Below are 22434 nucleotides of genomic sequence, written 5' to 3'. Positions count from 1 at the left end.
TCTTCTCACTCGTCGGCCGGCTGGGCCGGGAAGCGCGATTTCCAGGTCCTGAGGCCGTTCTCCTCGAACATGATGCGGGCACAGCGCAGGCCCTTCTGCTCCAGCGCGGAGATCAGCGGGTAGCGCTCGAACGGCCGCACGAAAAACAGAAAATAGCCGCCGCCGCCGGCGCCCAGCAGTTTTCCGCCGACCGCGCCGTGCGACTTGGCGAAGTCATAGATATGGTCGAGCTCGCTCGAGGAGATCTTGGAGCTCAGCTTGCGCTTGGCGTGCCAGGCCTCGTCGATCAGTCGGCCGCATTCGAGCAGCCGGCCGCGCAGAAGGTGCTTGCGAATCTCGCGTGTCACCTCCTTCTGCTTGGCGGCGGCGGCGACTGCATCTGAGGTTTCGTGTTGTGCCTTCTGGTCGCGGTGGATCGCGCCGGAGTCATGACCCGAGCCGGTATAGCAGAGCACCAGGCTCTCCTCGAGCTCGGCGATGATGTTGGGGTCGAGGCGCAGCGGCACGATGGTGTTCTGGTCTGACGAGAACTCCATGTGATTGAAGCCGCCGAACACGGTGGCATATTGATCCTGCCAGCCGCCGGGGATATTGAGCATCAGCCGCTCGGCCTGGAATGCCATCTCCGCGATCTCGTGGCGGTCCCACTGATCGCCGCGGAATTCGTTGAAGCAACCGATGATGGCCGAGGACACCACGGCCGAGCCGCCGAGCCCGGAGCCGACCGGGAAGTCGGCGGAGACCTCGAGCTCGAATCCGTAAATGGGCTTGATCAGGCGGATCACCGATCTGATCAAGGCGAGATCGCCGCCCGCGGCGAGCTCTGCGAGACTGCTTGCCTCGACCGTGCAGCGGAAGTCGTGCGAGTAGATTCGGATCCGGGGGTCGCTGCGTCGCCTGAGCGTTGCATGGGCGTACATCTTGATCGTGGCGTTGATGACTGCGCCGCCGTCGTTCTCCACGAAGTAATGCGTCAGGTCGGTGCCGCCGCCGGAGAAGCTGATCCGCACCGGAGAGCGGGCGCGCGCAAACACCTCGCTCTCTTCCGAGAGGTTGAACAGCTCGCGGCTGAAAACGTCGACCAGCCGTCCCTCGCCGTCGAGGATGGGCACGACGTGAACACGCTGATCGAGCAGTTTGAGAATTTGCTCGCGCGGTCCGCCGGCGCGCGCCCACACGAACTTGCGATTGACGCACGCTGCGACGCTGTCGTGGATGGTGATGCCGGTCAACATCCGCCTACGGATGTCGCCATCTGTCACCGCGCCGACGATCCGCCCGCCGGCATCCTGCGCAAAGAGGATGCCGAGCATATTGGCATTGAGGCGCCGGAAGGCTTCCTCAATCGTCTCGGTCTCGGCGATGGTGACGATTGTTCGCTCAAGCACGCTTTTGGGTCCGGAAGAAGGCTGATTGCATGGGCCGCGATCAATGGCGCAGGCCCCAGCTAATACGGTAGCAGTCGGTGCGATGCAAGGTTCCAGGTCCCACCGGACCCGGTCATTCGGCCGGTCTGCGGCGATCCCAGGTCACTTCCGGAGGCAACGATCGAATGCGGGCGTGGCGTCGCGCAGAAAGGCCTCGGACCATCGTTCGGCGCTCGCCGCGTTCAGATGGCTCTCGTCGAGGGTCGCAAGGTGATCGAGATGTGGCACGATCACCGGCAGCTGGAACTGTTTGCCGATGCGATCGGCGATGGGCTCATCCGTCAATATGCTGTTGGGAACGGCGGTGAGAATGATGCAGTGACGCGGCAACCGAAGCCCGCGCAGGAAGATGTCCGCAGCCTTTTCGAATTCCAGCAGTGCTGCCTCGTCGGGGGCGGGCGGACGGGTGGCGGGGTCTATTGGAATAGACTTGTTCAACTCGGCAAACGTGCCCTGCCAAAGCCAGTCGCCCGTGTCGCGCCGGCGCCACAGCGTCTGGAGCTTCTGGGTGCATGCGAAGGCAAGTGTCGCACAGATAGGTCTCACCACGCGGGTGAAGGTAGCCTTGAGCAGATACGCGTACAGCGTTGTCCAGTACAGTGATTTTCTCTTGGAGCCGAACATCTCGGCCGGTGTCGACAGCAATTTCTCGCTGAAGAATGTTGCGTCGGAATTGATGACGACGATGTCCGGATTCAGGTCGTACTCCTCCATCAGCCGTTGGATGAACACCATGTTCTCGTAATAAGTGAAGCCTGCGAGGTAGTACGGCAGGCGCTTCTGCTCGAAATAGCGTCGGGTGGCTCCGGTCGAGAAGCCGAACTGCAAACGGCTGTTGCCGAGGAACAGGATTTTGGCATTGCGGAGCGACTTCGTCGCCTCGGGTTCGAGATTCCAATAGAACGCGCCGTGTTCGTAGTCGCCGTAGTCGTTGCTGTTGCAGTAGGTGAGGAAGGCTGAGGGATCGGCGTTGGTCCTGCACGAAAGTGCTTTGGGAAACCAATAGACGAGCGGAAAAATCGCGGTGGAGATTGCGGCGGTCGCGACAAAAACCGTGATGAGGACGAGATTGCGCACGGGTCAGAAGCGGAAATACAAGAAGGCGGTCGGCTGGCCGCCGAGAATGGCGGCGAGGCTCGCACCGAAGGCGACGCCGCCGAGCGCGGACCAGCGCAGTGATGGCTTCCAAAGCTGCTGCTCGTCGGCAACGAGATAGCCCTTGGGCGTGAAAATCTCGATCGTGTTGGGAAGCAGGAGCGCGATCGCCGCAAGTGCCATGACCCAGGCCCAGCCGAGCGGGCTTGCGGCCGTCTCACCGCCGCCAAGACCGAGCATCGCTTTCCAGAGGGCGGTCGCTGAGGCGAGGTTCGAGGCGCGAAACGGCACCCAGGCGAGAATGACGAACATCAGCGTCAGCGCCCAAGAAAGCAGAGCGGGAAGCTGAATTCGTGTCGAGCGCCAGGCGTGATTGACCAGCAGGCCGAGGCCATGAAGCGCGCCCCATGCGACGAAGGTCCAGGCTGCGCCGTGCCAAAGACCGCCGAGCAGCATTGTGACAAAGAGGTTGAGATAGCGGCGAAGGGGGCCATGCCGGTTTCCGCCCAGCGCGATGTAGAGATAATCGCGCAGGAAACGCGAGAGGGTCATGTGCCAGCGCCGCCAGAAATCTATCAGCGATCGCGCCTTGTAGGGGCTCATGAAATTCGGCGGGAAGACGACGCCGAGCGTCAGGGCGAGGCCGATCGCCATGTCGGAATAGCCGGAGAAGTCGAAATAAAGTTGCAGCGTGTAGGGGAGCGCGCCGAGCCATGCTTGTCCGAAGGCGAGCGTCTGCCCCTGGTCGACGGCGCCGAATACGGCGCTGGCATGAGGCTCGATACCGTCGGCGAGGACGACTTTCTTGAACAGGCCGGCCGCGAACCAGCACAGGCCGGTCAGCAGCGTGGTGGTATTGAGCGCGTAAGTTTGCGCCCTCGCGAATTGCGGCATCATCTCCTTGTGATGCAGGATCGGGCCTGCGATCAAATGCGGAAAGTACGAGACGAACAGCCCGTAGTGGATCGGATTATATTCTTCGGCTTCGTCGCGATAGCAGTCCACCAAGAACGCGATCTGCGTGAAAGTGAAGAAAGAGATGCCGATCGGAAGTGTAACGTGGAGCGAGAGAGCACCCAGAAACGCGAAATTCTCGGCAATGAAATTGGCATATTTGAAGTAGGCCAGCAGGCCGAGGTCGATCGCGATACCGAGTGCGAGGATCGATCGGTTGTGCATCGCTGTAATCGTCCGGCCCATGACGTAGTTGAAGACGATCGATGCCGAGATGAGCGGGATCAGGAAAGCAGGATCGTCCCAGCCGTAAAACACCAGGGAAGCGACGAACAGAAAGGCCGATGCCATTCCGCGGCCGATCCTGCCAAGTGCGAAGAAGACCAGGAAGACGATGGGGAAAAAGGCGAAAAGAAAATTCGAAGAATTGAACAGCATCAGCAATTGCCCGTGTCGGCCACAAAATACGGGAGGCGAGACGGAAGATCAACCTCCCGTAGCATTGAAGCAAAACAAGCGCTGTGTTAGCATTCGTCGGCTATCATCTGCCGTCGTTCGGCAGCGCGCCCGGGCTCACCAGCTCGACATTGCCACCAAGCTTCATCACCGCGCGCAACGTGGCGGCGATCTCCTCGCGGAACGCCGCGTCCAATCCCGCCGTTGGCGATCAACGTCATCGCAACCATCTCGTGTTCGCGGGGGATGACGAGGCGCAGGCGCCCGAGCGCGGCATGGCGCTTGCCGATCTCGGCGATCTGCCCGGGGCGTACGAACATGCCATTGACCTTGGTAGTCTGGTCGGCGCGACCCTGCAGCCCTCGATGCGCATGTTGGGACGGGAGACGCCCGGCGCGCGGGAACGCCGCGTCGCGAAATCGCCTCGATTGGCCGGCCGGAATGCCGGTCCGCAGGCGGAATCCCGTTTGATTGCACGATTTACATTGCCCTCAGTTCCTTTAGAAGGCCTCCCCGGAGGTATGCACGAATGTATGTGATCGGGATCAGCTCTGGCATCAAGCACGGCCACCACGACGGCGCGGCCATCCTGTTGCGCGACGGTGAGCTGATCGCTGCGGCCGAGGAGGAGCGCTTCACGCTGGCCAAGCATGCGCGCGGCGAACTGCCGCGCGGCGCGATCGGATTCTGCCTGAAGCAGGCCGGCATCACCATGCGCGAGGTCGACTGGATCTGCTCGCCGCTGAAGACCTACACGAATTACGCGCAGCGCCTCACCGAATATTTTAGATACCAGTTTGGCCACAGCCCCAGGATCGAACTCTACGATCATCACCTCTGTCACGCCGCGAGCTCGTTCTACGGCTCCGGTTTTTCCGAGGCGACCGTTGCCTGCTTCGACTTCTCCGGCGATTCCAGCTCGGGCCTCGTCGCCCATGCGCGCGGCAACGACTTTCGCGTATTGACGCGTTTCGGCCGCAATAACAGCCTCGGACTCTATTACGGGATGCTGACCCAGTATCTCGGCTATCAGATGACCAATGACGAGTACAAGGTCATGGGCCTGTCCTCGTATGGCAGCCCCGAATATCTCGACAAGTTCGCCAGGCTGTTGCGCCCGGCCGGCATCAATTACGAGCTCGATCCCGAGCTCGACAAGCGCCGGCGGGACGCGGAGATTTTCACGAGCGATTTCTCGACGCGGCAGGAACGCATCTTCACCGAGAAGATGGAGGAGGTCCTGGGGCCGCGTCGCCTGCGCGGAGCGCCGCTCGACCAGCGCATGACCAACATCGCGGCGAGCGGCCAGAAGCAGCTCGAGATCGTCGCTACCGAAGTGATCCGTTCCGCGATCGCCGAAACCGGTTGCGGCGATGTCTGCATCGCCGGTGGCGTCGGGCTGAACTGCAAGATGAACATGGAGATCGCGGCGGAGCCGTCCGTGAAGCGCCTCTACGTTCCGCCCGTGCCGCACGATGCCGGCGTGGCGCTGGGAGCCGCGATGATGAAATGCGCGGAGGCAGGCCACGCGATCTCGCCGCTGTCCCACGCCTATTGGGGACCGGAATACTCCAACGACACGATCCGCGAGACGCTCGACAAGATCGGTGCGCGCTTCGAGCTGCTCGACGATCCCGTGGCGCGCTGCGTCACCGATCTCGCCGAACAGAAGACGGTGGGCTGGTTCCAGGGGCGGATGGAGTACGGACCGCGCGCGCTCGGCAACCGCTCGATCCTGGCCGATCCGCGTCAGGCCAGCATGAAGGACCGGATCAACCTCACGATCAAATATCGCGAGGAATTCCGCCCGTTCTGTCCGTCGGTGCTGTACGAGCGCCAGGCCGAGTATTTCGAGGATACGTTCGATGCGCCCTTCATGGTGGTGACGTTCCCGGTCAACGAAAAGGTGGCCGACACGATGCCGGCGGTCGTCCATGTCGACAACACCGCGCGCATCCAGAGCGTCCATGCGGACAGCAATCCGCTTTACAGCCGCCTCATCGGCGAGTTCGCGAAGGCGACCTCGCTGCCGGTCCTGATCAACACCAGCCTCAACATCAACGAGCAGCCGACCGTGAACGCACCGCTGGAGGCGCTCCACACCTATTTCTGCTCGGGGCTGGACGTGCTCTATCTCGGCAATTACCGGCTCTCGAAAGCGGCCTGAGGTCAGCGCTCGTCTGCGATCACCTTGCCGTCGTTCGGCAGCGCGCCCGGGCTGACCAGCTCGACGCCGCCGCCGAGCTTCGTCACCGCGCGCAAGGTGGCGGCAATTTCCTCCCGCAGAGCATCGCTTGCCTCGGCGCATTCGGCCTTCAGCGTCATCGCGTCGGCCTCGCCCTGGCGGACGACGACGAGCCGCAGCCGCCCGAGCGCGGGATGGCGCTTGCCAATCTCGGCCACTTGCTCGGGGCGGATGAACATGCCCTTGACCTTGGTGGTCTGGTCGGCGCGGCCCATCCAGCCCTTGATGCGCATATTGGTCCGGCCGCATTTGCTTGGGCCCGCTAGCTCTGCGGTGAGGTCGCCTAGCGCCAGGCGGATCCAGGGATGGTGCGGATCGAGCGAGGTCACCACGATCTCGCCGACGTCGCCCGGCGTCACGGGATCACCGGTGCCGGGCTTGACGATCTCCATGATCAGGTCCTCGTTCACGACCATGCCGTCGCGCGCCGCGGTCTCAAACGCGATAAGGCCGAGATCGGCGGTGCCGAAGGCCTGGTAGGCGTCGATGCCCCGCGCCTTGATCTCGGCCTGGAGCGAGGGCGGGAACGCCGCGCCCGAGACCAGTGCCCGCTTGATCGAGGAAACGTCGCGGCCCGCGGTCGTCGCGGCGTCGAGCAGGATCTTCAGGAAGTCGGGCGTGCCGCTGTAGCCGACCGGACGATAGGCCTCGATCAGCTCGAATTGCTGCTCGGTATTGCCCGGACCGGCAGGGATCACGGCGCAGCCGAGCGCGCGTGCCGACGAGTCAAAAATGAACCCGCCGGGCGTCAGGTGGTAGCTGAAGGTGTTGAGCACGATGTCCTCGGTGCGGAACCCGGCCGCGAACAGCGCCCGTGCGCCGCGCCAGGCATCGGCCTGCCGTCCCTCCGGCTCGAAGATCGGCCCCGGCGAAGTGAATAGCCGGGCGAACGACCCCGGCGCCGCCGCCACCAAGCCGCCGAAGGGCTGGGAGGCCCTGTGCAGGGCGGGCAGTTCCGACTTGTGCAGCACCGGCAGGGCCGCCAGCGCGGCCCTCGAGGTCACCGAGGCGGGATCGATGCCCTTGAGCCGCTCGGCATGGGCCGGCGCGGCCATGGCGCCGCGCAGCACGTCCGGCAGGCGGGCGAACAGGTCGGCCTCGCGCGCCGCATGATCGCGCGTCTCGAGGGCGTCGTAATAAGCGGTCATGGCGGGTCTTTCCGGGTTGGCATCCGTTGCGCGCCGCCCCCTGCATGGGTATCAGACGGCCTTTGGCAGGGCGTGGAGAGGACGCGATGGCGGACGAAAGCATCATTCCAGCGGACGAGACGGCGGGCGTCGTCGCGCGCCTGAAGCGCCGCATGATCGAGGATGCGATCCCGCTGTGGTCGACCGTCGGCTGGGACCAGGCGACAGGCGGCTTCATCGACCGGCTGCACCGCGACGGTACGGCCGACGTGGCTGCGCCCCGGCGCGTGTTCGTGCAGGCGCGGCAAATCTATTGCTACGCCAAGGCGGCGCAGATGGGCTGGTATCCGCAAGGTCGCGCCATTGCGCTGAAGGGGCTCGAGCACATGCTGGCCAAAGCGAAAGCGCCGGACGGCAAGCCCGGCTATGTGCACCGGCTGACGCCTGATGGCTCGGTGCTGGATGCTCGGCGCGATGCGTACGACCATGCGTTCATCCTGTTTGCGCTCGCCACGGTCTACTCGCTCGACCAGGACGCGCAAATTCGCGCCGAGATCGATGCGCTGCTCGCCTTTCTCGACGGCCATCTGCGCTCGCCCCATGGGGGCGTCCATGAAGGCCTGCCGCTGTCGCTGCCGCGCCGGCAGAACCCGCAGATGCATTTGTTCGAGGCGATGATCGCGTGTTTCGACGCGACCCACGATTTGTCGTTCCAGAACAGAGCCGGCGAGTTTTTCGCGCTGTTCCTCGCCAATCTCTACGACAAGCGGACATGTGCGCTCGGGGAATATTTCGAGGAGGACTGGTCCAAAATCGAGCCTGTCAGCGTCGAGGCCGGCCATCAGGCGGAATGGGTCTGGCTGCTGAAGGGATTTGAACGCATCACGGGCTGTCCCACCGCCCAGCGCCGCGCCGAGCTGCTCGCGACCGCGCAGCGCTATCGCGACGCGGCCACCGGCTGTCTCGTCGACGAGGGCGACGACGCCGGCAACATCCGCCGCTCGACGCGCCGGCTGTGGCCGCAGACCGAGATCGCGAAGGCCTGGATGGCGCAGGCCGAGTCCGGCGAGGCGGGTGCGGCTGAGGAAGCGCGTGCGGCGCTGGTGCGGCTCGAACGGCATTACCTCAGCCATCCCGTGCGAGGCGGCTGGTACGACCAGTTCGACAGCGACGGCACATCGCTGATCGACACCATTCCTGCGTCGTCGTTCTATCATGTTCTCTGCGCGGTCGCGGAAGCGGAGCAGGTGCTTGAATAAGACGCTTGTGTTTTGACGCGTTTTCTTCACGCGAACCGGTTCCCGCTTCGCTTGAAAACGCTTTGTTAAAGCCACCTTTTGCGCCGCTTGAAACTCTTGAGGTTCTTGAAACTCTTGCGCTGGTCGCCGGCGCCGCCGAGATAGAATTCCTTGACGTCCTCGTTGTCGCGCAGCTCGTCGGCGGTGCCGTCGAGCACGACCTTGCCCTGCTCCATGATGTAGCCGTGGCTCGCCACCGACAGCGCGGCGCGCGCGTTCTGCTCGACCAGCAGGATGGTGACGCCGAGCTCGCGGTTGATCTTCTGGATGATCGCGAACACCTCTTTCACCAGCAGCGGCGACAGGCCCATCGACGGCTCGTCCATCAGGATCATCTTCGGACGCGCCATCAGTGCGCGACCGATCGCGAGCATTTGTTGTTCGCCACCCGAGAGATAGCCGGCGAGGCCCGTGCGCTCCTTCAGGCGTGGGAAATAGTTGAAGACCATGTCGAGATCGGCGTCGATCGCGCGATCGCTGCGGGTGAAAGCGCCGAGCTTGAGGTTTTCCAGCGACGTCATGTCGGCGACGATGCGCCGACCCTCCATCACCTGGAAGATGCCGCGGCGGACGATCTTGTCGGGATCGATTCCGGCGATCGGCTCGCCCTCGAACAGGATCTCGCCGCGCGTGACCTCGCCGTCCTCGGTCTTGAGGAGCCCCGAGATCGCCTTCAGCGTCGTCGACTTGCCGGCACCGTTGGCGCCCAGCAGCGCCACGATCGCGCCCTTGGGCACGTCGAGGCTGAGACCGCGCAGCACCAGGATGACGTCGTCATAGACGACCTCGATGTTGCGCACGGCAAGGAGGGGCGGCGCCGGGACGACACTTGGGGAGGGACGAGCGGCTTCTGCGGTTTCGGTCATGCTTAATTACTCCGCTGTCGTCGCCCGGCTTGACCGGGCGACCCGGTATTCCAGAGACGCCTGACGTTCCCCGAGGGCCGCGGCGTACTGGATCCCCCGCCTTCGCGGGGGATCACAGTTGTGGGTGTGGTGAAAGCTGCGCTCACCAGCCCAGCAGCTCTGCCTTGCGCGGCAGCTCGACGGTCTTGACCTTCTCGAGCTTGATCGTGCCCTTGGCCATGAGGTCGTTGAGATCGCCGTCGGTCGCGCCTGTGATGCTGGTGCGATAGAGATCGACCTTCAGCGTGCCGCGATGGTCCTTGTCGGTCCAGGTCGAGGGATTGCAGACGCCTTCCATGCCTGCCGGGACCCAGTCCTTCTTCTGGTAAAAGCCCTTCGCGACGTTCTCGCCGGTGGCGCCGCCGTTCTTGGCAGCCCAGTCGAGCGCCTCTTTCATGTACAGCGCCGAGCAGACGGCGGCGATGTAATGGACAGGACGATAAACCTTGCCTGACGGGTCGGACATCTTGGAGATCTCCATCACCGTCTTCATGCCGGGCGCATCGCCGCCCCAGCTCACCGCGGTGCGCAGCGGGAAGATCACGCCATTGGCGGCATCTCCGGCAGTCTTGGCGGCGTTCTCGTCCATGCCCCAGACATTGCCGAGGAACTGGATCTCGACGCCGGCGGTCTTGCAGGCCTTCATCACCGAGATGTTGGAGGCCGCAGTGTTGCCGAGATAGGCGTAGTTGGCGCCCGAGGATTTCAAGCTCAGGCACTGTGCGCTGTAGTCACCCGGCGCCAGCGCGAACACCAGCGGCGGCAGCACCTCGAAGCCGAGCTCCTGCGCCATGGCTTCTCCGGCGGCCTTCGGCGCGTTCGGGTAGGGGTGATTGGCGCCCATGTGCACGAATTTCGGCTTGCCTGATTTGCCCTTGGCCTTCCAGTCCTCGGCCGCCCAGATCAGCATCGCGCGGAGCGAATCCGAATAGCTCGGGCCGTAGAAGAAATTGTAAGGAGCGGGCTTGGCCTTGCCGCTGGTGCCTTCGGGATCGGTGAGAGCGGCGGCGTAGGAGCCGGAGAGGTCTGGAATCTTGTCCTGGGCGAGGAAGCCGGTCAGCGCTTCGGTGTCCGCGGTGCCCCAGCCCATGATCGCGGCGACCTTGCTGTCCGGTGCCGACCACTTCTTGTAGAGCGCGATCGCCTTCGGCACCTGGTAGCCGTAATCGTTGGTGTCGACGGTGAGCTGCTTGCCGCCGACGCCGCCGTTCTTGTTGACCCAGGCAAAGGTGTCGGCGACCGCCTGGCCATAGGGCGTACCGACGTCGGAGGTGCCGCCGGAATAATCGGCGAGATGGCCGATCGCGATCTGCGCCTGCGCGCTGGCCGAAAAAGCCGCGATCACCAGGGCGAGCGATGCGGTGCTCAAAAGGGATTTCGTCTTCATTGGTTGCCTCCTCCTGTTATTCGTTGGTTAGAGCGTTGCCCGAGCTCAATGCGAGAACGGGTAGAGTTTCCAGTATGCCTTGATCTGCCGCCAGCGATGCGCGAGGCCGTCAGGCTCGAACATCAGGAACACGATGATGATCACACCGATCGCGATCTCGCGCAGGAAGGTGATGTTGTTGTTGAGTGACAGCGCCTTGTCGATCGCTCCGCCCTTCAGATAAAGGCTGATCAACTCCATCGTCTCAGGCAGAAGCACCACGAAGGTGGTGCCCATCAGCGTGCCCATGATCGATCCGGTGCCTCCGATGATGATCATGGCCAGGAACAGGATCGAGCGCTCGATGCCGAAACCCTCCTGCGACACCACGAGCTGGTAGTGCGCATAGAGCGCGCCGGCGATGCCGGCGAAAAAAGCGGCGAGGCCGAACGACAGCGTACGGTACTTGGTCAGGTTGATGCCCATGATCTCGGCGGAGAGATAATGGTCGCGTATCGCCACCAGCGCGCGGCCGTCGCGCGTTCGCATCAGATTGGTGACGAGGATGTAGCTTGCCAGCACATAGGCCAGCACGACGTAGAAATATTGCCGGTCGCCGCGCAATGTGTAGCCGAAGATCGAGAACGGCTCGGCGCTTGCCGGCACCGAGCCGCCCGAAAACCACTCGGCGCGAGAGAAGAAGTCGAGCAGGATGTATTGCGCCGCAAGCGTCGCGATGACGAGATAGAGGCCCTTCAGCCGCGCCGCGGGAATGCCGAAGATCAGTCCCACCAGCGCGGTGACCACGCCGGCGAGTGGGATCGCGAAGAACACCGGGATCGGCGCATTGTTGGATATGTAGGCGGACGTGAACGCGCCGAGCAGGAAGAAGGCGGCGTGGCCGATCGAGATCTGCCCGGTGAATCCGACCAGGATGTTCAGCCCCAGCGCTGCGATCGAGAAGATGCCGATCTGGATCAGCATGCTGAGCCAGTATCCGCCGAGGAATTGCGGCACGAGGCAGAGCAGCAGCACGCCCAGAATCGCAAAGTTGCGGCTGGTCCTGGTCGGGAAGATCGTGGTGTCGGCCGCGTAGGAGGTGCGGAAATCACCAGCGGGAATGAGGGCAGGGCCGGCCATGGATCAGATCCGCTCGATGTCGTGGGTGCCGAACAGGCCGTAGGGCTTGATCATCAGCACGATGATGAGGACGTAGAACGGCGCGATCTCGTAGAGATTGCCCCAGTGCAGATATTCGCTGTCGACATATTGCGCGACGTTCTCGAGCAGGCCGATGATGATGCCGCCGAGCACGGCGCCGCCGACCGAATCGAGTCCGCCGAGAATTGCCGCGGGAAACACCTTGATGCCGTAGGCGGCAAGGCCCGAGGATACGCCGTTGACCACTGCGACGACGACGCCTGCGACCGCTGACACTGTCGCCGAGATCGCCCAGGCCATCGCGAACACGCTTTTGACGGAAATGCCGAGCGACTGCGCCACCTGCTGGTTGAACGCGGTCGCGCGCATCGCGAGGCCGTATTTCGAGGCTCGGAAGAACCAGGCCATGCCGATCATCATTGCGACCGACACGACCAGGCTCATGACGTAAACGGTCTGGATCTGCAGCCCGAACAGGCCGACCGATTGGCTCTCGAACACCCGCGGGAAGGGCTGCGGGTTGACGCCGAACATCCATTTCAGCGTCGCCTGCAGCACGGTGGAGAGGCCGATCGTCACCATGATGACGGAAATGATGGGCTCGCCGATCATCGGCCTGAGGATCAGGACCTGGATCGCGATGCCGAACACGAACATGAACACCAGCGTCATCGGCATGCCGATCCAGAACGGCACCTGGTACTTCGCCAGCAGCGCCCAGCACACCCAGGCGCCGACCAGCAGCAATTCCCCTTGCGCGAAATTGACGACCTGCGTCGCCTTGTAGATCAACACGAACGACATCGCGACCACGCCATAGAGCGTGCCGACGACGAGACCGTTGACCAGGAGCTGAACGAGGAAGGCGGTGTTCATGTATGGTTTCCTGACGCACCCACAGCGTCATTGCGAGCGGAGCGAAGCAATCCAGCATCTTTCCGCGGAGACGGTCTGGATTGCTTCGCTTCGCTCGTCATGACGGAGTGCATATGAGATACGGCTGCCGCAGGCGGGGAGAGGCGAAGGGCAGCAGCATTCTCGGATGAAAGCATCATCACTCCGCCGCCTCCGCCATGTGCCCGCCCCCGCCAAGATCCACCACGCGCAGCGTGGTTCGTACCCGCTGTGTGGTGCCGTCCTGGAAGCGGATCACGGTGTCGACGGGGATGTCGGAGGCGCCGCGGTAGATCGCGTCGATGATGGCTTCGTACTTCTCGTTGATGACGCCGCGGCGCACTTTTCGTGTGCGGGTGAGCTCGCCGTCGTCGGCATCCAACTCCTTGTAGAGCAGCAGGAAGCGCGAGATGCGTTGGGCCGGCGGCAGCGTGGCGTTGACGGTCTCGACCTCTTTCTGGAGCAGCTTGTAGACCTCGGGTCGCGAGGCGAGGTCGCTGTAGGTCGTGAACGAGAGCCGGTTCTTCTCCGCCCATTTCGAGATGATGGAGTAGCGGATGCAGATCATCGCCGCGAGCGCGTCGCGGCCCGCGCCGAGAACCACGGCTTCGGCGATATAGGGCGAGAATTTCAGCTTGTTCTCGATGAACTGCGGCGAGAAGCGCTCGCCGCGCGAGGTCTCGGCGAGATCCTTGATGCGGTCGATGACGACGAGCTGGCGGTTGACGTTGAAATAGCCGGCGTCGCCCGACAGCATCCAGCCGTCCCTGATATCGGCGACGCTCGCCTCCGGGTTCTTGTAATAGCCGAGGAACATGTTGGGATGCCGCACCACGATCTCGCCGACGCCGTGGACGTCGGCATTGTCGATGCGGATCTCGACGCTGTCGGCCATCGGCACGCCTGTCGTATCAGGATCGACCTTGCCCTCGGGATGCAGCGTGTAGGCGCCCAGCAGCTCGGTCTGGCCGTAGAGCGTGCGCAACGGCACGCCCATGGCCTGAAAGAACTTGAAGGTGTCAGGCCCGAGCGCGGCACCGCCGGTGGCGGCCGAGCGCAGGCGGGTGAAGCCGAGACGGTCGCGCAGCGCGCGGAACAGGACCGCATCGGCAAAGCCGGAGCGCCTGGCTTGGTCGAGCGCAGCAAGCCCCGACTTCATGCCGATGTCGAACAGGCGCTGCTTGAACGGCGTTGCGTCCATCACCTTGGCGCGGACATCGGCGGCGATCGACTCCCAGACGCGTGGGGCAAAGAGCACGAAGGTCGGCGCGATTTCGCGCAGATCGTTCATCATCGTATCGGGCTCTTCGACGAAGTTGATCTTCATCCGGCAGAGCAGGCCTTTGCCGAGGACGTAGACCTGCTCCATGATCCACGGCAGCGGCAGCACCGAGACGTACTCGTCATCAGGGCCTTTGGGGTCGAAAGCGAGGTAGGTCGCGCAATGGCCGAGCACGCGGCCGGCGGCGAGCATCGCAAGCTTCGGATGCGAGGTGGTGCCCGACGTGGTGCAGAGGATCGCCACGTCCTCGCCCTTGGTTGCGTCGACGAGGCGGTCGTAGAGCTCCGGCTCGCGGGCGGCGCGGGCGCGGCCGAGCTCGGCGAGGGTCTCCGCCGGCATCAGCCTGGGGTCGTCGTATTTCCGCATGCCGCGCGGATCGGAATAGATGATGTGCTTCAGATCGGGCACGCGCTCGGCCAGCGCCAGCAGCTTGTCGACCTGCTCCTCGTCCTCGGCGAAGACGAGCTGGGCTTCGCCGTAATTGAGAAGATAGGAGGCCTCTTCGTCCAGCACGTCGCGGTAGAGCCCGAGGCTCAATCCACCAATCGCGTGGGTCGCGATTTCCGCAGCAACCCAGTCCGGCCTGTTGTCGCCGATGATGCCGACGACGTCGCCGCGGCCAAGGCCGAGCTCGATCAGGCCGAGCGCGAACTCGCGCACACGGGTCTGGTATTCGTTCCAGGTGAAGGGACGCCAGAGGCCGAGATCCTTTTCGCGCAACGCGATCTCGTTGCCGTGCTCCCTTGCGTTGAGCCGGAGCATCTTCGGATAGGTGTCGGCCTTCGCGATGCGCCCTGCATAATCCATCATGCCGCGGTCTCCTGCGCCGGCGGGGCGTCGTCAGGATCGACCAGCGCCTCGTCCTCTTCGCCGAGATAAGCGCGTCGGACGTGGGGATCGGCGAGCACGGCGGCGGGATCGCCATCGGCGATCTTGCGTCCAAAATCCAGCACCATGACGCGGTGGGAGATGTCCATCACCACGCCCATGTCGTGCTCGATCATGACGACGGTCATGCCGAACTCCTCGTTGAGGTCGACGATGTAGCGGGCCATGTCCTCCTTCTCTTCGAAATTCATGCCGGCCATCGGCTCGTCGAGCAGGATGAGGCGCGGCTCCAGCGCCATGGCGCGGGCGAGTTCGACGCGCTTGCGCAGGCCGTAGGAGAGGGTGCCGGCTTGCGCTTTGCGCACCGACTGGAGATCGAGGAAGTCGATGATTTCCTCGACCTTGCGGCGGTGCACGAGTTCTTCCTTGCGTGCGCCGGTGAGCCAGTACAGCGAGCCCGTGAGGAAGTTGTTGTTCAGCAGGTGATGGCGGCCGACCATGATGTTGTCGAGCACGCTCATGTGGTGGAACAGCGCCAGGTTCTGGAAGGTGCGGCCGATGCCGAGCTTGGGACGCGCATTCGGCGTCAGGCCCGTGATGTCCCGGCCCTGATAGAACAGCTGACCTTCGGTCGGCTTGTAGCGGCCGGAAATACAGTTGACGATCGAGGTCTTGCCGGCACCGTTGGGGCCGATGATCGAGAACAGCTCGCCCTCGTTGATGGCGAAGCTGATGTCGGTCAGCGCGCGAACGCCGCCGAATCGCAAGGACACGCCGCGCACTTCGAGACTGGTAGCCACCAAGCAAATCCCTCCGGTGATGGCGCATTCAGGGGCGCTCTTCGTCCGTTCCTCCCGGGCGATCCTAGTACGGCCGTGCCGGCGAGGCCATGCAGCACATGGTCCCGGCCGGAGCCGCGCCACTTTCGTCCCCGTTGGGATCAAAAGCCGCATCACCCGAAGTGGCTCTCAATAGGGGAAAGCGCTATTTTGAAATGTCTCGGGCCTGACAATTCTGCGACAAAGTTTTTCTGGGCGGCCGCGGCCCATCTTTCGTCCGATGGTGGGCCGGGGCGATCATGCTGCAATGCAATAATGGATGGAGTGACGAAACGGTGCGGCTGGCCTCTCGATCATGATTTCAGAGGGTCAACTGAAGCGGGTCGCCGCCTGGTCGCGCGAACTGACGCCGGCGGAGATCGAGGTGGCCCGCGCCGGCATTACGGAGCGATCCTACGGCACCGGCGAGACCGTGTTCATGCGCGGGGATAAATTCGAGTATTGGGCCGGTATGGTAAGCGGCTTGGCCCGCATGGGCGGCGTTTCACGCGACGGCAAGGAGACCAGCCTCGCGGGGCTGACCGCGGGCGCCTGGTTCGGCGAGGGGAGCGTGCTCAAGAACGAGCCGCGCCGCTACGACGTGGTCGCGCTGCGCGTCAGCCGTGTCGCGTTGATGGAGCGCCCGGCGTTCATGTGGCTGTTCGAGAACAGCGTCGGCTTCAACCGCTTCCTGGTGCGCCAGCTCAACGAGCGGCTCGGCCAGTTCATCGGCATGCTCGAGGTCAACCGCACGCTCGATGCGACCTCCCGGCTTGCCCGGAGCATCGCCTCGCTGTTCAATCCGATCCTCTATCCGGAATCGACCGCACATCTGGAGATCACCCAGGAGGAGATCGGGGCGCTCTCCGGCATGTCCAGGCAGAACGCCAACCGCGCGCTGAACCGGCTGGAGAAGGAGGGGCTGCTGCGGCTGGAGTACGGCGGCGTCACCATCCTCAACGTCGAGCGGCTGCGCGGATATGGCGACTAGCGTGCATTGGCGGGGGCGTGCACCGGCCAGAGGTCGGCGCGCCAGCGGACGGCGATGGCCAGCATTGCGATGAAGCCGGCGGCGGCGTAGAGCGATCCCGTCGCGGAATAGCCGATGATGTCGATCAGGCTGCCGGCCGCGAGCAATCCGATCGGCAAGCCGTAGATCACCATCATCCGCACCCCCATCACACGACCGCGCAGATGCGCGCTGGCCGTCCGCATCAGAATCACGGCGGCAGAAATCATCGATATGCTCTGGGCGACGCCCGCCAGCACGAGGCAAGCCATCGCGACCGGCATGGCCCTGATTTCGACGAACACCAGCAGCAGCGTGTACCAGGCCAGCGTGGCGCCGATCAGGAGCCGGGCGATGCGCAGGCCGCTGACCAGACTGAGCGTGACGGAGCCAATCAGCGAACCCAAGGCGAAGCTCGCCGAGAGATAGCCGAGACCGGTCTGGTCGGTATGAAAGATGTCGCGTGCGATGTAGGGCAGCAAGCCGTTCGTCAGCGGGAACGCGGTGAGATTGACAAGGAACGCGACGCAAAGCGCGGCCAGCATGGCCGGCCCGTTCCAGGAATACACGATGCCTTCCTTGAGATCGCGCAGCAGCCGCGAGCCCGAATGAGCCTCGACCGCACGATGCTCGGCGGACTTCGCCGGTCGGGCCAGGCACAGCATCAGACCAGCGGCCACAAAATAAAGGCAGGCGATCACCATATAGACCTTGCCGATGCCGAAAGTCGCGAACAGTCCGGCTCCCGTGAGCGCCCCGGCGATGCGCGCGCTGTCCTGGGTCGTGCGTGACAGGCTGATCGCACCCACCAGCAGCTCGGCCGGCATGATGTCGGCGAGAAGCGCGCTGCGAAGGCCGAGATCCGAGGAGCGGATCAGGCCCATGATCGTCACGATGATCATCACCTTGAGCGGCGCCAGGTGACCGGTCAGCGCCAGCACCATGATGGTCGAGGCGAGCACGGTATAGGCGAGGCGCAGCACCACGAGAAGATCGCGGTGACCCATGCGATCGCCGACCATCCCGAGCACCGGAGCGATCAGCGTCCCGATATATTGCAGCGACGCGAGAATGGTGAGCAGCAGCACCGAGCCTGTCTGGACCAGGATGTACCAGCCGAGCACCAGAGTCTCGATCTCGAACGCCCAGGAGGTGAGCAGGTCCGAGGGCCATTGGAAACGGTAGTTGCGGATGCGGAACGGCGCGAGCGCGGAAGGTCTCGGGGGTATGCTCAAGATGCGTTGACGGGTTTCACGACGATTCCCGGCCCTTGTTATTTGTTCTTCTGTTCGGCAACGTAGCGGTGATGGTGCTCGTGTCAATTGACGCTGTCGCATGCCGATATGCGGCGGCTTGCGTGCGGGTTGGCGCGCCGCGGCGATCCATCAGTTGCCAGTGCAGCCGCAGCATTGCTGCCCGCTGAGCCCGGGCCGGGGAGGGGTTACACCGGACGCGCGCTTGCTCTTCTGGCGCGTCAAGCCCATGCTGGTCCGGTCTCGGGCCACGAAAGGTCTTGGGCATGGCGTGCGCGGGTTGCGGTTCTGAGGTTCAGAGCGGCTTTGCCTTCTGCCCGAAGTGCGGCACGAAGCAGCCGAAAGCATGCCCCGGCTGCGGCTATGACTGCGCACCGGATTTCGCGTATTGCCCGAAATGTGGCGCCGTCGTCAGCGAGGCCCTTCAATCGGGGGGCCAGGCGGGGGCGAACCGGCCGATGGCGCCGATCAGGGCGTCCTCACCGCCGCTGGCACCGACAACGGACCCTGAACAGCACTTTCGAACGCAGCCGGACAGGATCGACAGCGAAGCCAATCGCCGCACCATCACCGTGCTGTTTGCCGACCTTAGCGGCTTCACTGCGATGAGCGAACGCCTCGACCCCGAGGTCATGCAGACGCTTCAGAACGAATTGTTCGCGGAACTGACGGCGGCCGTGCAAGACTTCGGCGGCTTTGTGGACAAGTTCATCGGCGATGCGCTGTTGGCGCTGTTCGGTGCGCCGGCCGCGCACGAGGACGATCCGGAGCGGGCGGTCCGGGCTGCCATCGACATGATCAAACGGACGGAGCGGCTCAGCGAACGGGTGAGGGCGTTCGCCGGTTCACAGCTGCTGCTCCATGTCGGTATCAATACCGGGCATGTGGTTGCGGGTGGATTGGGTGTGGGCGTTGCCAAATCCTACTCGGTGACCGGGGACACCGTGAATACCGCTCAGCGATTACAGTCGATGGCGCCGCCGGACCAGGTGCTGGTCGGGCCGTTGACCTATCGTCTGACCCGGCATGCATTTGCGTATGAATCGCTCGGCGAGGTCTCGCTCAAGGGCAAGATGGGCAGCGTCCTCGTCCATCGTCTCAAGGGGCTGCTCGAGATGCCGCGCGCGGCACGAGGCCTGGACACGCTGGGTCTCAGTGCGCCCTTGATCGGCCGCGATGCCGAGCTTGCCCGCGTGATCGGCAGCCTCGATCGCGCCTGCGGCGGGGCGGCGCAACTGGTGCGGCTGGTCGGCGAAGCGGGCATCGGCAAAACGCGCCTCGTGAACGAGTTCGTCGCTCGTATTCGCGACGAACAGCGCTTCGAGGCTGTGGCGATCCGGCAGGCCGTCTGCTCGCCGCTCGGCGAGCAATCCTACGGTACCCTCGCAGCCGTGCTCCGCAGCGCCTACGGCATCGCGCAGAAGGCCAGTGCCGCCGAGGCTGAGGCGCGGCTCGCCGAAGCTCTGTCCGAGCTTGGCCTTGCGCCTGCGGAAGCAGAGCGATTGATGCCGCTCTATGTCCATGTTCTCGGTCTCGGCGGTGCGGACGTCGTATTGCAGCATGTCGAGCCCGAACAGCTCCGGCGGCAGATATTCTTTGCGATCCGGACCGTCTTCGAACGGCGTCTGGCCTTGTCGCCGCTTCTGATCATTGTCGAGGATCTGCACTGGGCCGATGCCGTGTCGCTCGAAGCGCTCCGGTTCCTGATGGACCGGTTGGAGCGTACGCGGCTGATGCTGTTGTTTACGCATCGGCCAATGCTGGAGCTGGATCAGTTCAGTTCGGGCCGGATCAGCCACACAACCATCCGATTGCCTCCGCTCGGTGATGCCGACGGACAAAAGCTGCTCGCGGCTTTTTTCAGTCACGGTTGGCGGGAGCCGCCGGGAAATCTGTTTGGTCGCATCCTGGAGCGCGCGAGCGGCAATCCGCTTTTCCTCGAGGAGATCATCCGCGGTCTCATCGAAGCCGGCGCGCTGGAACGCGACGGTTCGCAGTGGCGGATCAAGTCGGATGAAGCCGCCGCCGATATCCCGGCGAGCATCCAGGCACTGTTGTTGGCGCGGCTCGATCGGCTGCCGCATGAGGTGCGGCGGCTGGCGCAGGAGGCTGCGGTGATCGGCCCGCGCTTCGATGCGACCCTGCTCGAGGCAGTAGCGACAGGGCAGGCGAAGGTCGAAATGGGAGTAGAGCTTCTGTGCGACGCCGAGATTGTCGAGGAAGTCGCGGGCGCCAATTCGATTTCGCTGCGGTGCTACCGTTTCACGCAGACGATGCTTCAGGACGTGATCTATCAAAACCTGTTGTTGCAGCGGCGGATCGAGCTTCATGGACGCATTGGTGCCGCGCTGGAGCAGCTCTACGGCGACGAGCCCGAGCGGCTCGAGGACCTCATTCTGCTCGGACATCACTTCAGCCTCAGCGCGCGCAAGCCAAAGGGCGCGCGTTATCTGCGCGCCGCCGGCGATCGAGCACGTGCAACCTACGCCAATGACGATGCCATCCGTCTCTATCAACAGGCCTTGTCAGTGCTGTTGACCAACGGCGAATGCGATCCGGAGCGGGTTGTCCTGTACGAGCGGATCGCGGATCTCTGTGGCGCGACCGGTCGTCGCAGCACGGCCGAGGAGCACTATCAGAGAGCGCTGGAAGGGAACCGCGCTGCAGCGGATCGCGTCGGCGAAGCGCGCATTCTTCGCAAGCTTGGCCGACTGTTGTGGGACGCCGGCAAGCGGATCAAGGCAGAGTCGCATTACGCCGCGGCGGCTGAACGCCTTGGCGGAACAGAAGCGCCCATCGAATGGGCACACCTCTCCCAGGAGCGCGGCCGTCTCGCCTTTCGGATGGGCGATCATGTGGCCGCCGCGAGATGGGCGGACGAGGCACTTGGCTACGCCCGATCCGCGCCAGCGGCCGCGGACGAACAGGGCGCACTCGAGGCGGCCCGCGCCGTTGCCGAGGCCCTCAACACCAAGGCGGTTGCGCTGGCGCGGCTTGGACGACACCAGGATGCGGTGCGCGAGGTGGAGCAAAGTGTCGCAGCAGCCGAGGCCGCCGGCCTTCTCAACGTGGCCTGCCGCGGCTACACCAATCTCGCGGTGCTCTACACGATTGTCGACCCGGCCCAGGCCATCAAGGTTTGTCGACGTGGGCTCGATGTCGCGCATCGCATTGGCGATCTCGGGTTCCAGGCGCGCCTTCTTGCCAATTTTGCCGTCGCTTGTTGCACCTTCACGGATAGATGCACCGACGAAGGCGTGCCCGCCGCCGAAAAGGCGATCGAGATCGACCGGGCGCTCGATCAGCGCGAGCATCTCCCCGTACCTCTGATCGTACTCGGGCAAATCCATCAGTGCCACTTCCGGCCCGATCAGGCTGCCCGGTGCTACAATGAGGCGATCGAGGTCGCGAGCGAAACCAGCGAGCCGCAGCAGCTCTTTCCATGCTATGATGGTCTTGCGACACTGAATCTTGATCGCGGCGACATGCCCGAAGCCGAGCGCTATTTCGCGCTGGCCGATGATGTCTGCACCAGGCACGGGCTCGATCCCGCCGGACTGATTGTACTGCCATTTCTTGACTAGGTCATGTGAGGGAGTTCAGCCATGTCAGAACGTCGTTTCGATGGACCGCTTCAACCAGGCGATCGCGCACCCAACATCGTGCTGGACGCAATTACGCGCGAAGGAAAAATCGCGCTTGACGATTTCCGCGGGCAAAGTCCGATATTGGTCGGCCTGTTTCGAGGCCTGCATTGCCCGTTCTGCCGCCGCCATATCGCGGCACAGGCGCAGCTCGACACGGCCCTGCGCGACAAGGGCGTTGAAAGTCTCACTGTCGTCAACACGCCGATCGAGCGCGCGCGGCTCTACTTCAGATATCATCCATTGCCCAATCTGCTCGCTGCGTCCGATCCCGAGCGGGTCTCGCACCGCGCGTTCGGACTGCCCAATCTCGAGTTTACCGAGAGCGAGACTGAATGGCCGCACAAGGTGGGCATGAACGTCGTGATGGGCATGCGGATGGATCTGCCGGGCGAATTGCCGGAGCCGATGAATCCGGTTGCGGCGTCTGACATCCTCAACAACAAGGACGGCTACGAAATAACGGAGGCTGATCAGCGCATGCTGGCTGCCGGCCACGGCCAGTTGTTCGGCCAATTCCTGCTCGATCGGGAAGGGGTCGTACGCTGGAGCTTTACTGAAGTGCCCGAAGGCGGCCAGCGCATGTTCGGGATGCCGAACCCGCAGGAGTTGATGTCGGCTGCCGCGCAGGTCGCGGGCTAGGTGTCGACGGCTGCTTGGCGCGCTGCCCTT

At 63.8% G+C, this 22434-nt stretch carries 17 protein-coding genes; 6 read left to right on the top strand and 11 right to left on the bottom strand.

The annotated features are described in order from the left end of the window. Positions 1–5 precede the first annotated feature (5 nt). From ACVW16_RS07305 to ACVW16_RS07295, 3 genes are all read right to left on the bottom strand, one after another. The gene (locus ACVW16_RS07305; RefSeq protein ID WP_456738725.1) at positions 6–1388 is read right to left on the bottom strand and encodes a GHMP family kinase ATP-binding protein; all 1383 of its coding nucleotides are present in this window, start codon (positions 1386–1388) and stop codon (positions 6–8) included. A gap of 141 nt (positions 1389–1529) precedes the next feature. Next, a complete protein-coding gene (locus tag ACVW16_RS07300) occupies positions 1530–2504 on the bottom strand; it encodes a hypothetical protein (RefSeq protein WP_456770128.1) in 975 nt (324 codons plus the stop codon). 3 nt (positions 2505–2507) lie between these two features. Further along, positions 2508–3827: an MBOAT family O-acyltransferase gene (locus tag ACVW16_RS07295; RefSeq protein WP_456802323.1), complete on the bottom strand. Its 1320-nt coding sequence runs from the start codon at positions 3825–3827 to the stop codon at positions 2508–2510. A 170-nt stretch (positions 3828–3997) separates the two neighbouring features. On the opposite strand from ACVW16_RS07295, the gene ACVW16_RS07290 reads away from it, so the two are divergent. Further along, positions 3998–4471 (top strand): hypothetical protein, encoded by a 474-nt coding sequence (locus tag ACVW16_RS07290; protein ID WP_456738721.1) that lies wholly within the window; start codon positions 3998–4000, stop codon positions 4469–4471. Continuing rightward, a complete protein-coding gene (locus ACVW16_RS07285; protein WP_456738720.1) occupies positions 4462–6099 on the top strand; it encodes a carbamoyltransferase family protein in 1638 nt (545 codons plus the stop codon). The genes ACVW16_RS07290 and ACVW16_RS07285 overlap by 10 nt, the downstream gene beginning before the upstream one ends. A gap of 2 nt (positions 6100–6101) precedes the next feature. Here ACVW16_RS07285 and ACVW16_RS07280 read toward each other — a convergent pair whose 3' ends face one another. Next, positions 6102–7325, bottom strand: a complete 1224-nt coding sequence (locus tag ACVW16_RS07280; protein ID WP_456738719.1) for a phenylacetate--CoA ligase family protein — start codon at positions 7323–7325, stop codon at positions 6102–6104. Between the two features lie 86 nt (positions 7326–7411). Between ACVW16_RS07280 and ACVW16_RS07275 the strand changes: the two genes are divergently transcribed. After that, positions 7412–8563, top strand: a complete 1152-nt coding sequence (locus ACVW16_RS07275) for an AGE family epimerase/isomerase (protein ID WP_456704636.1) — start codon at positions 7412–7414, stop codon at positions 8561–8563. Between the two features lie 65 nt (positions 8564–8628). Here ACVW16_RS07275 and ACVW16_RS07270 read toward each other — a convergent pair whose 3' ends face one another. From ACVW16_RS07270 to ACVW16_RS07245, 6 genes are all read right to left on the bottom strand, one after another. Next, complete coding sequence (locus tag ACVW16_RS07270; RefSeq protein ID WP_456704635.1) at positions 8629–9468, bottom strand: ABC transporter ATP-binding protein; 840 nt, start codon at positions 9466–9468, stop codon at positions 8629–8631. 142 nt (positions 9469–9610) lie between these two features. Next, complete coding sequence (locus ACVW16_RS07265) at positions 9611–10894, bottom strand: ABC transporter substrate-binding protein (protein WP_456704634.1); 1284 nt, start codon at positions 10892–10894, stop codon at positions 9611–9613. A 45-nt stretch (positions 10895–10939) separates the two neighbouring features. Beyond that, the gene (locus ACVW16_RS07260; RefSeq protein WP_456704633.1) at positions 10940–12013 is read right to left on the bottom strand and encodes a branched-chain amino acid ABC transporter permease; all 1074 of its coding nucleotides are present in this window, start codon (positions 12011–12013) and stop codon (positions 10940–10942) included. A gap of 3 nt (positions 12014–12016) precedes the next feature. Then, entirely contained in the window at positions 12017–12910 is an 894-nt protein-coding gene (locus tag ACVW16_RS07255) for a branched-chain amino acid ABC transporter permease (protein ID WP_456704632.1), read from the bottom strand. Positions 12911–13088: 178 nt separating this feature from the next. Then, complete coding sequence (locus tag ACVW16_RS07250) at positions 13089–15020, bottom strand: AMP-binding protein (RefSeq protein WP_456735733.1); 1932 nt, start codon at positions 15018–15020, stop codon at positions 13089–13091. Beyond that, positions 15017–15838, bottom strand: coding sequence for an ABC transporter ATP-binding protein (locus ACVW16_RS07245; RefSeq protein WP_456735732.1), 822 nt, complete (start codon positions 15836–15838; stop codon positions 15017–15019). The genes ACVW16_RS07250 and ACVW16_RS07245 overlap by 4 nt, the downstream gene beginning before the upstream one ends. Before the next feature lie 334 nt (positions 15839–16172). Between ACVW16_RS07245 and ACVW16_RS07240 the strand changes: the two genes are divergently transcribed. After that, the gene (locus ACVW16_RS07240; protein ID WP_456735731.1) at positions 16173–16847 is read left to right on the top strand and encodes a Crp/Fnr family transcriptional regulator; all 675 of its coding nucleotides are present in this window, start codon (positions 16173–16175) and stop codon (positions 16845–16847) included. Here the strand turns inward: ACVW16_RS07240 and ACVW16_RS07235 are convergent. Then, on the bottom strand, positions 16844–18100 hold the full coding sequence (locus tag ACVW16_RS07235; RefSeq protein WP_456704628.1) for an MFS transporter: 1257 nt from the start codon (positions 18098–18100) through the stop codon (positions 16844–16846). The two genes, ACVW16_RS07240 and ACVW16_RS07235, sit on opposite strands and share 4 nt — an antisense overlap. Before the next feature lie 284 nt (positions 18101–18384). On the opposite strand from ACVW16_RS07235, the gene ACVW16_RS07230 reads away from it, so the two are divergent. Both ACVW16_RS07230 and ACVW16_RS07225 read left to right on the top strand, forming a co-directional pair. After that, the gene (locus ACVW16_RS07230; protein ID WP_456735730.1) at positions 18385–21702 is read left to right on the top strand and encodes an adenylate/guanylate cyclase domain-containing protein; all 3318 of its coding nucleotides are present in this window, start codon (positions 18385–18387) and stop codon (positions 21700–21702) included. 21 nt (positions 21703–21723) lie between these two features. Further along, positions 21724–22404, top strand: coding sequence for a peroxiredoxin-like family protein (locus tag ACVW16_RS07225; protein ID WP_456704626.1), 681 nt, complete (start codon positions 21724–21726; stop codon positions 22402–22404). Positions 22405–22434 lie beyond the last annotated feature (30 nt).

It is taken from the genome of Bradyrhizobium sp. USDA 4474, from assembly GCF_054057515.1.
The sequence above is the reverse complement of the archived record's forward strand: the minus strand, read 5'-3'. Positions and strand labels throughout refer to the sequence as shown.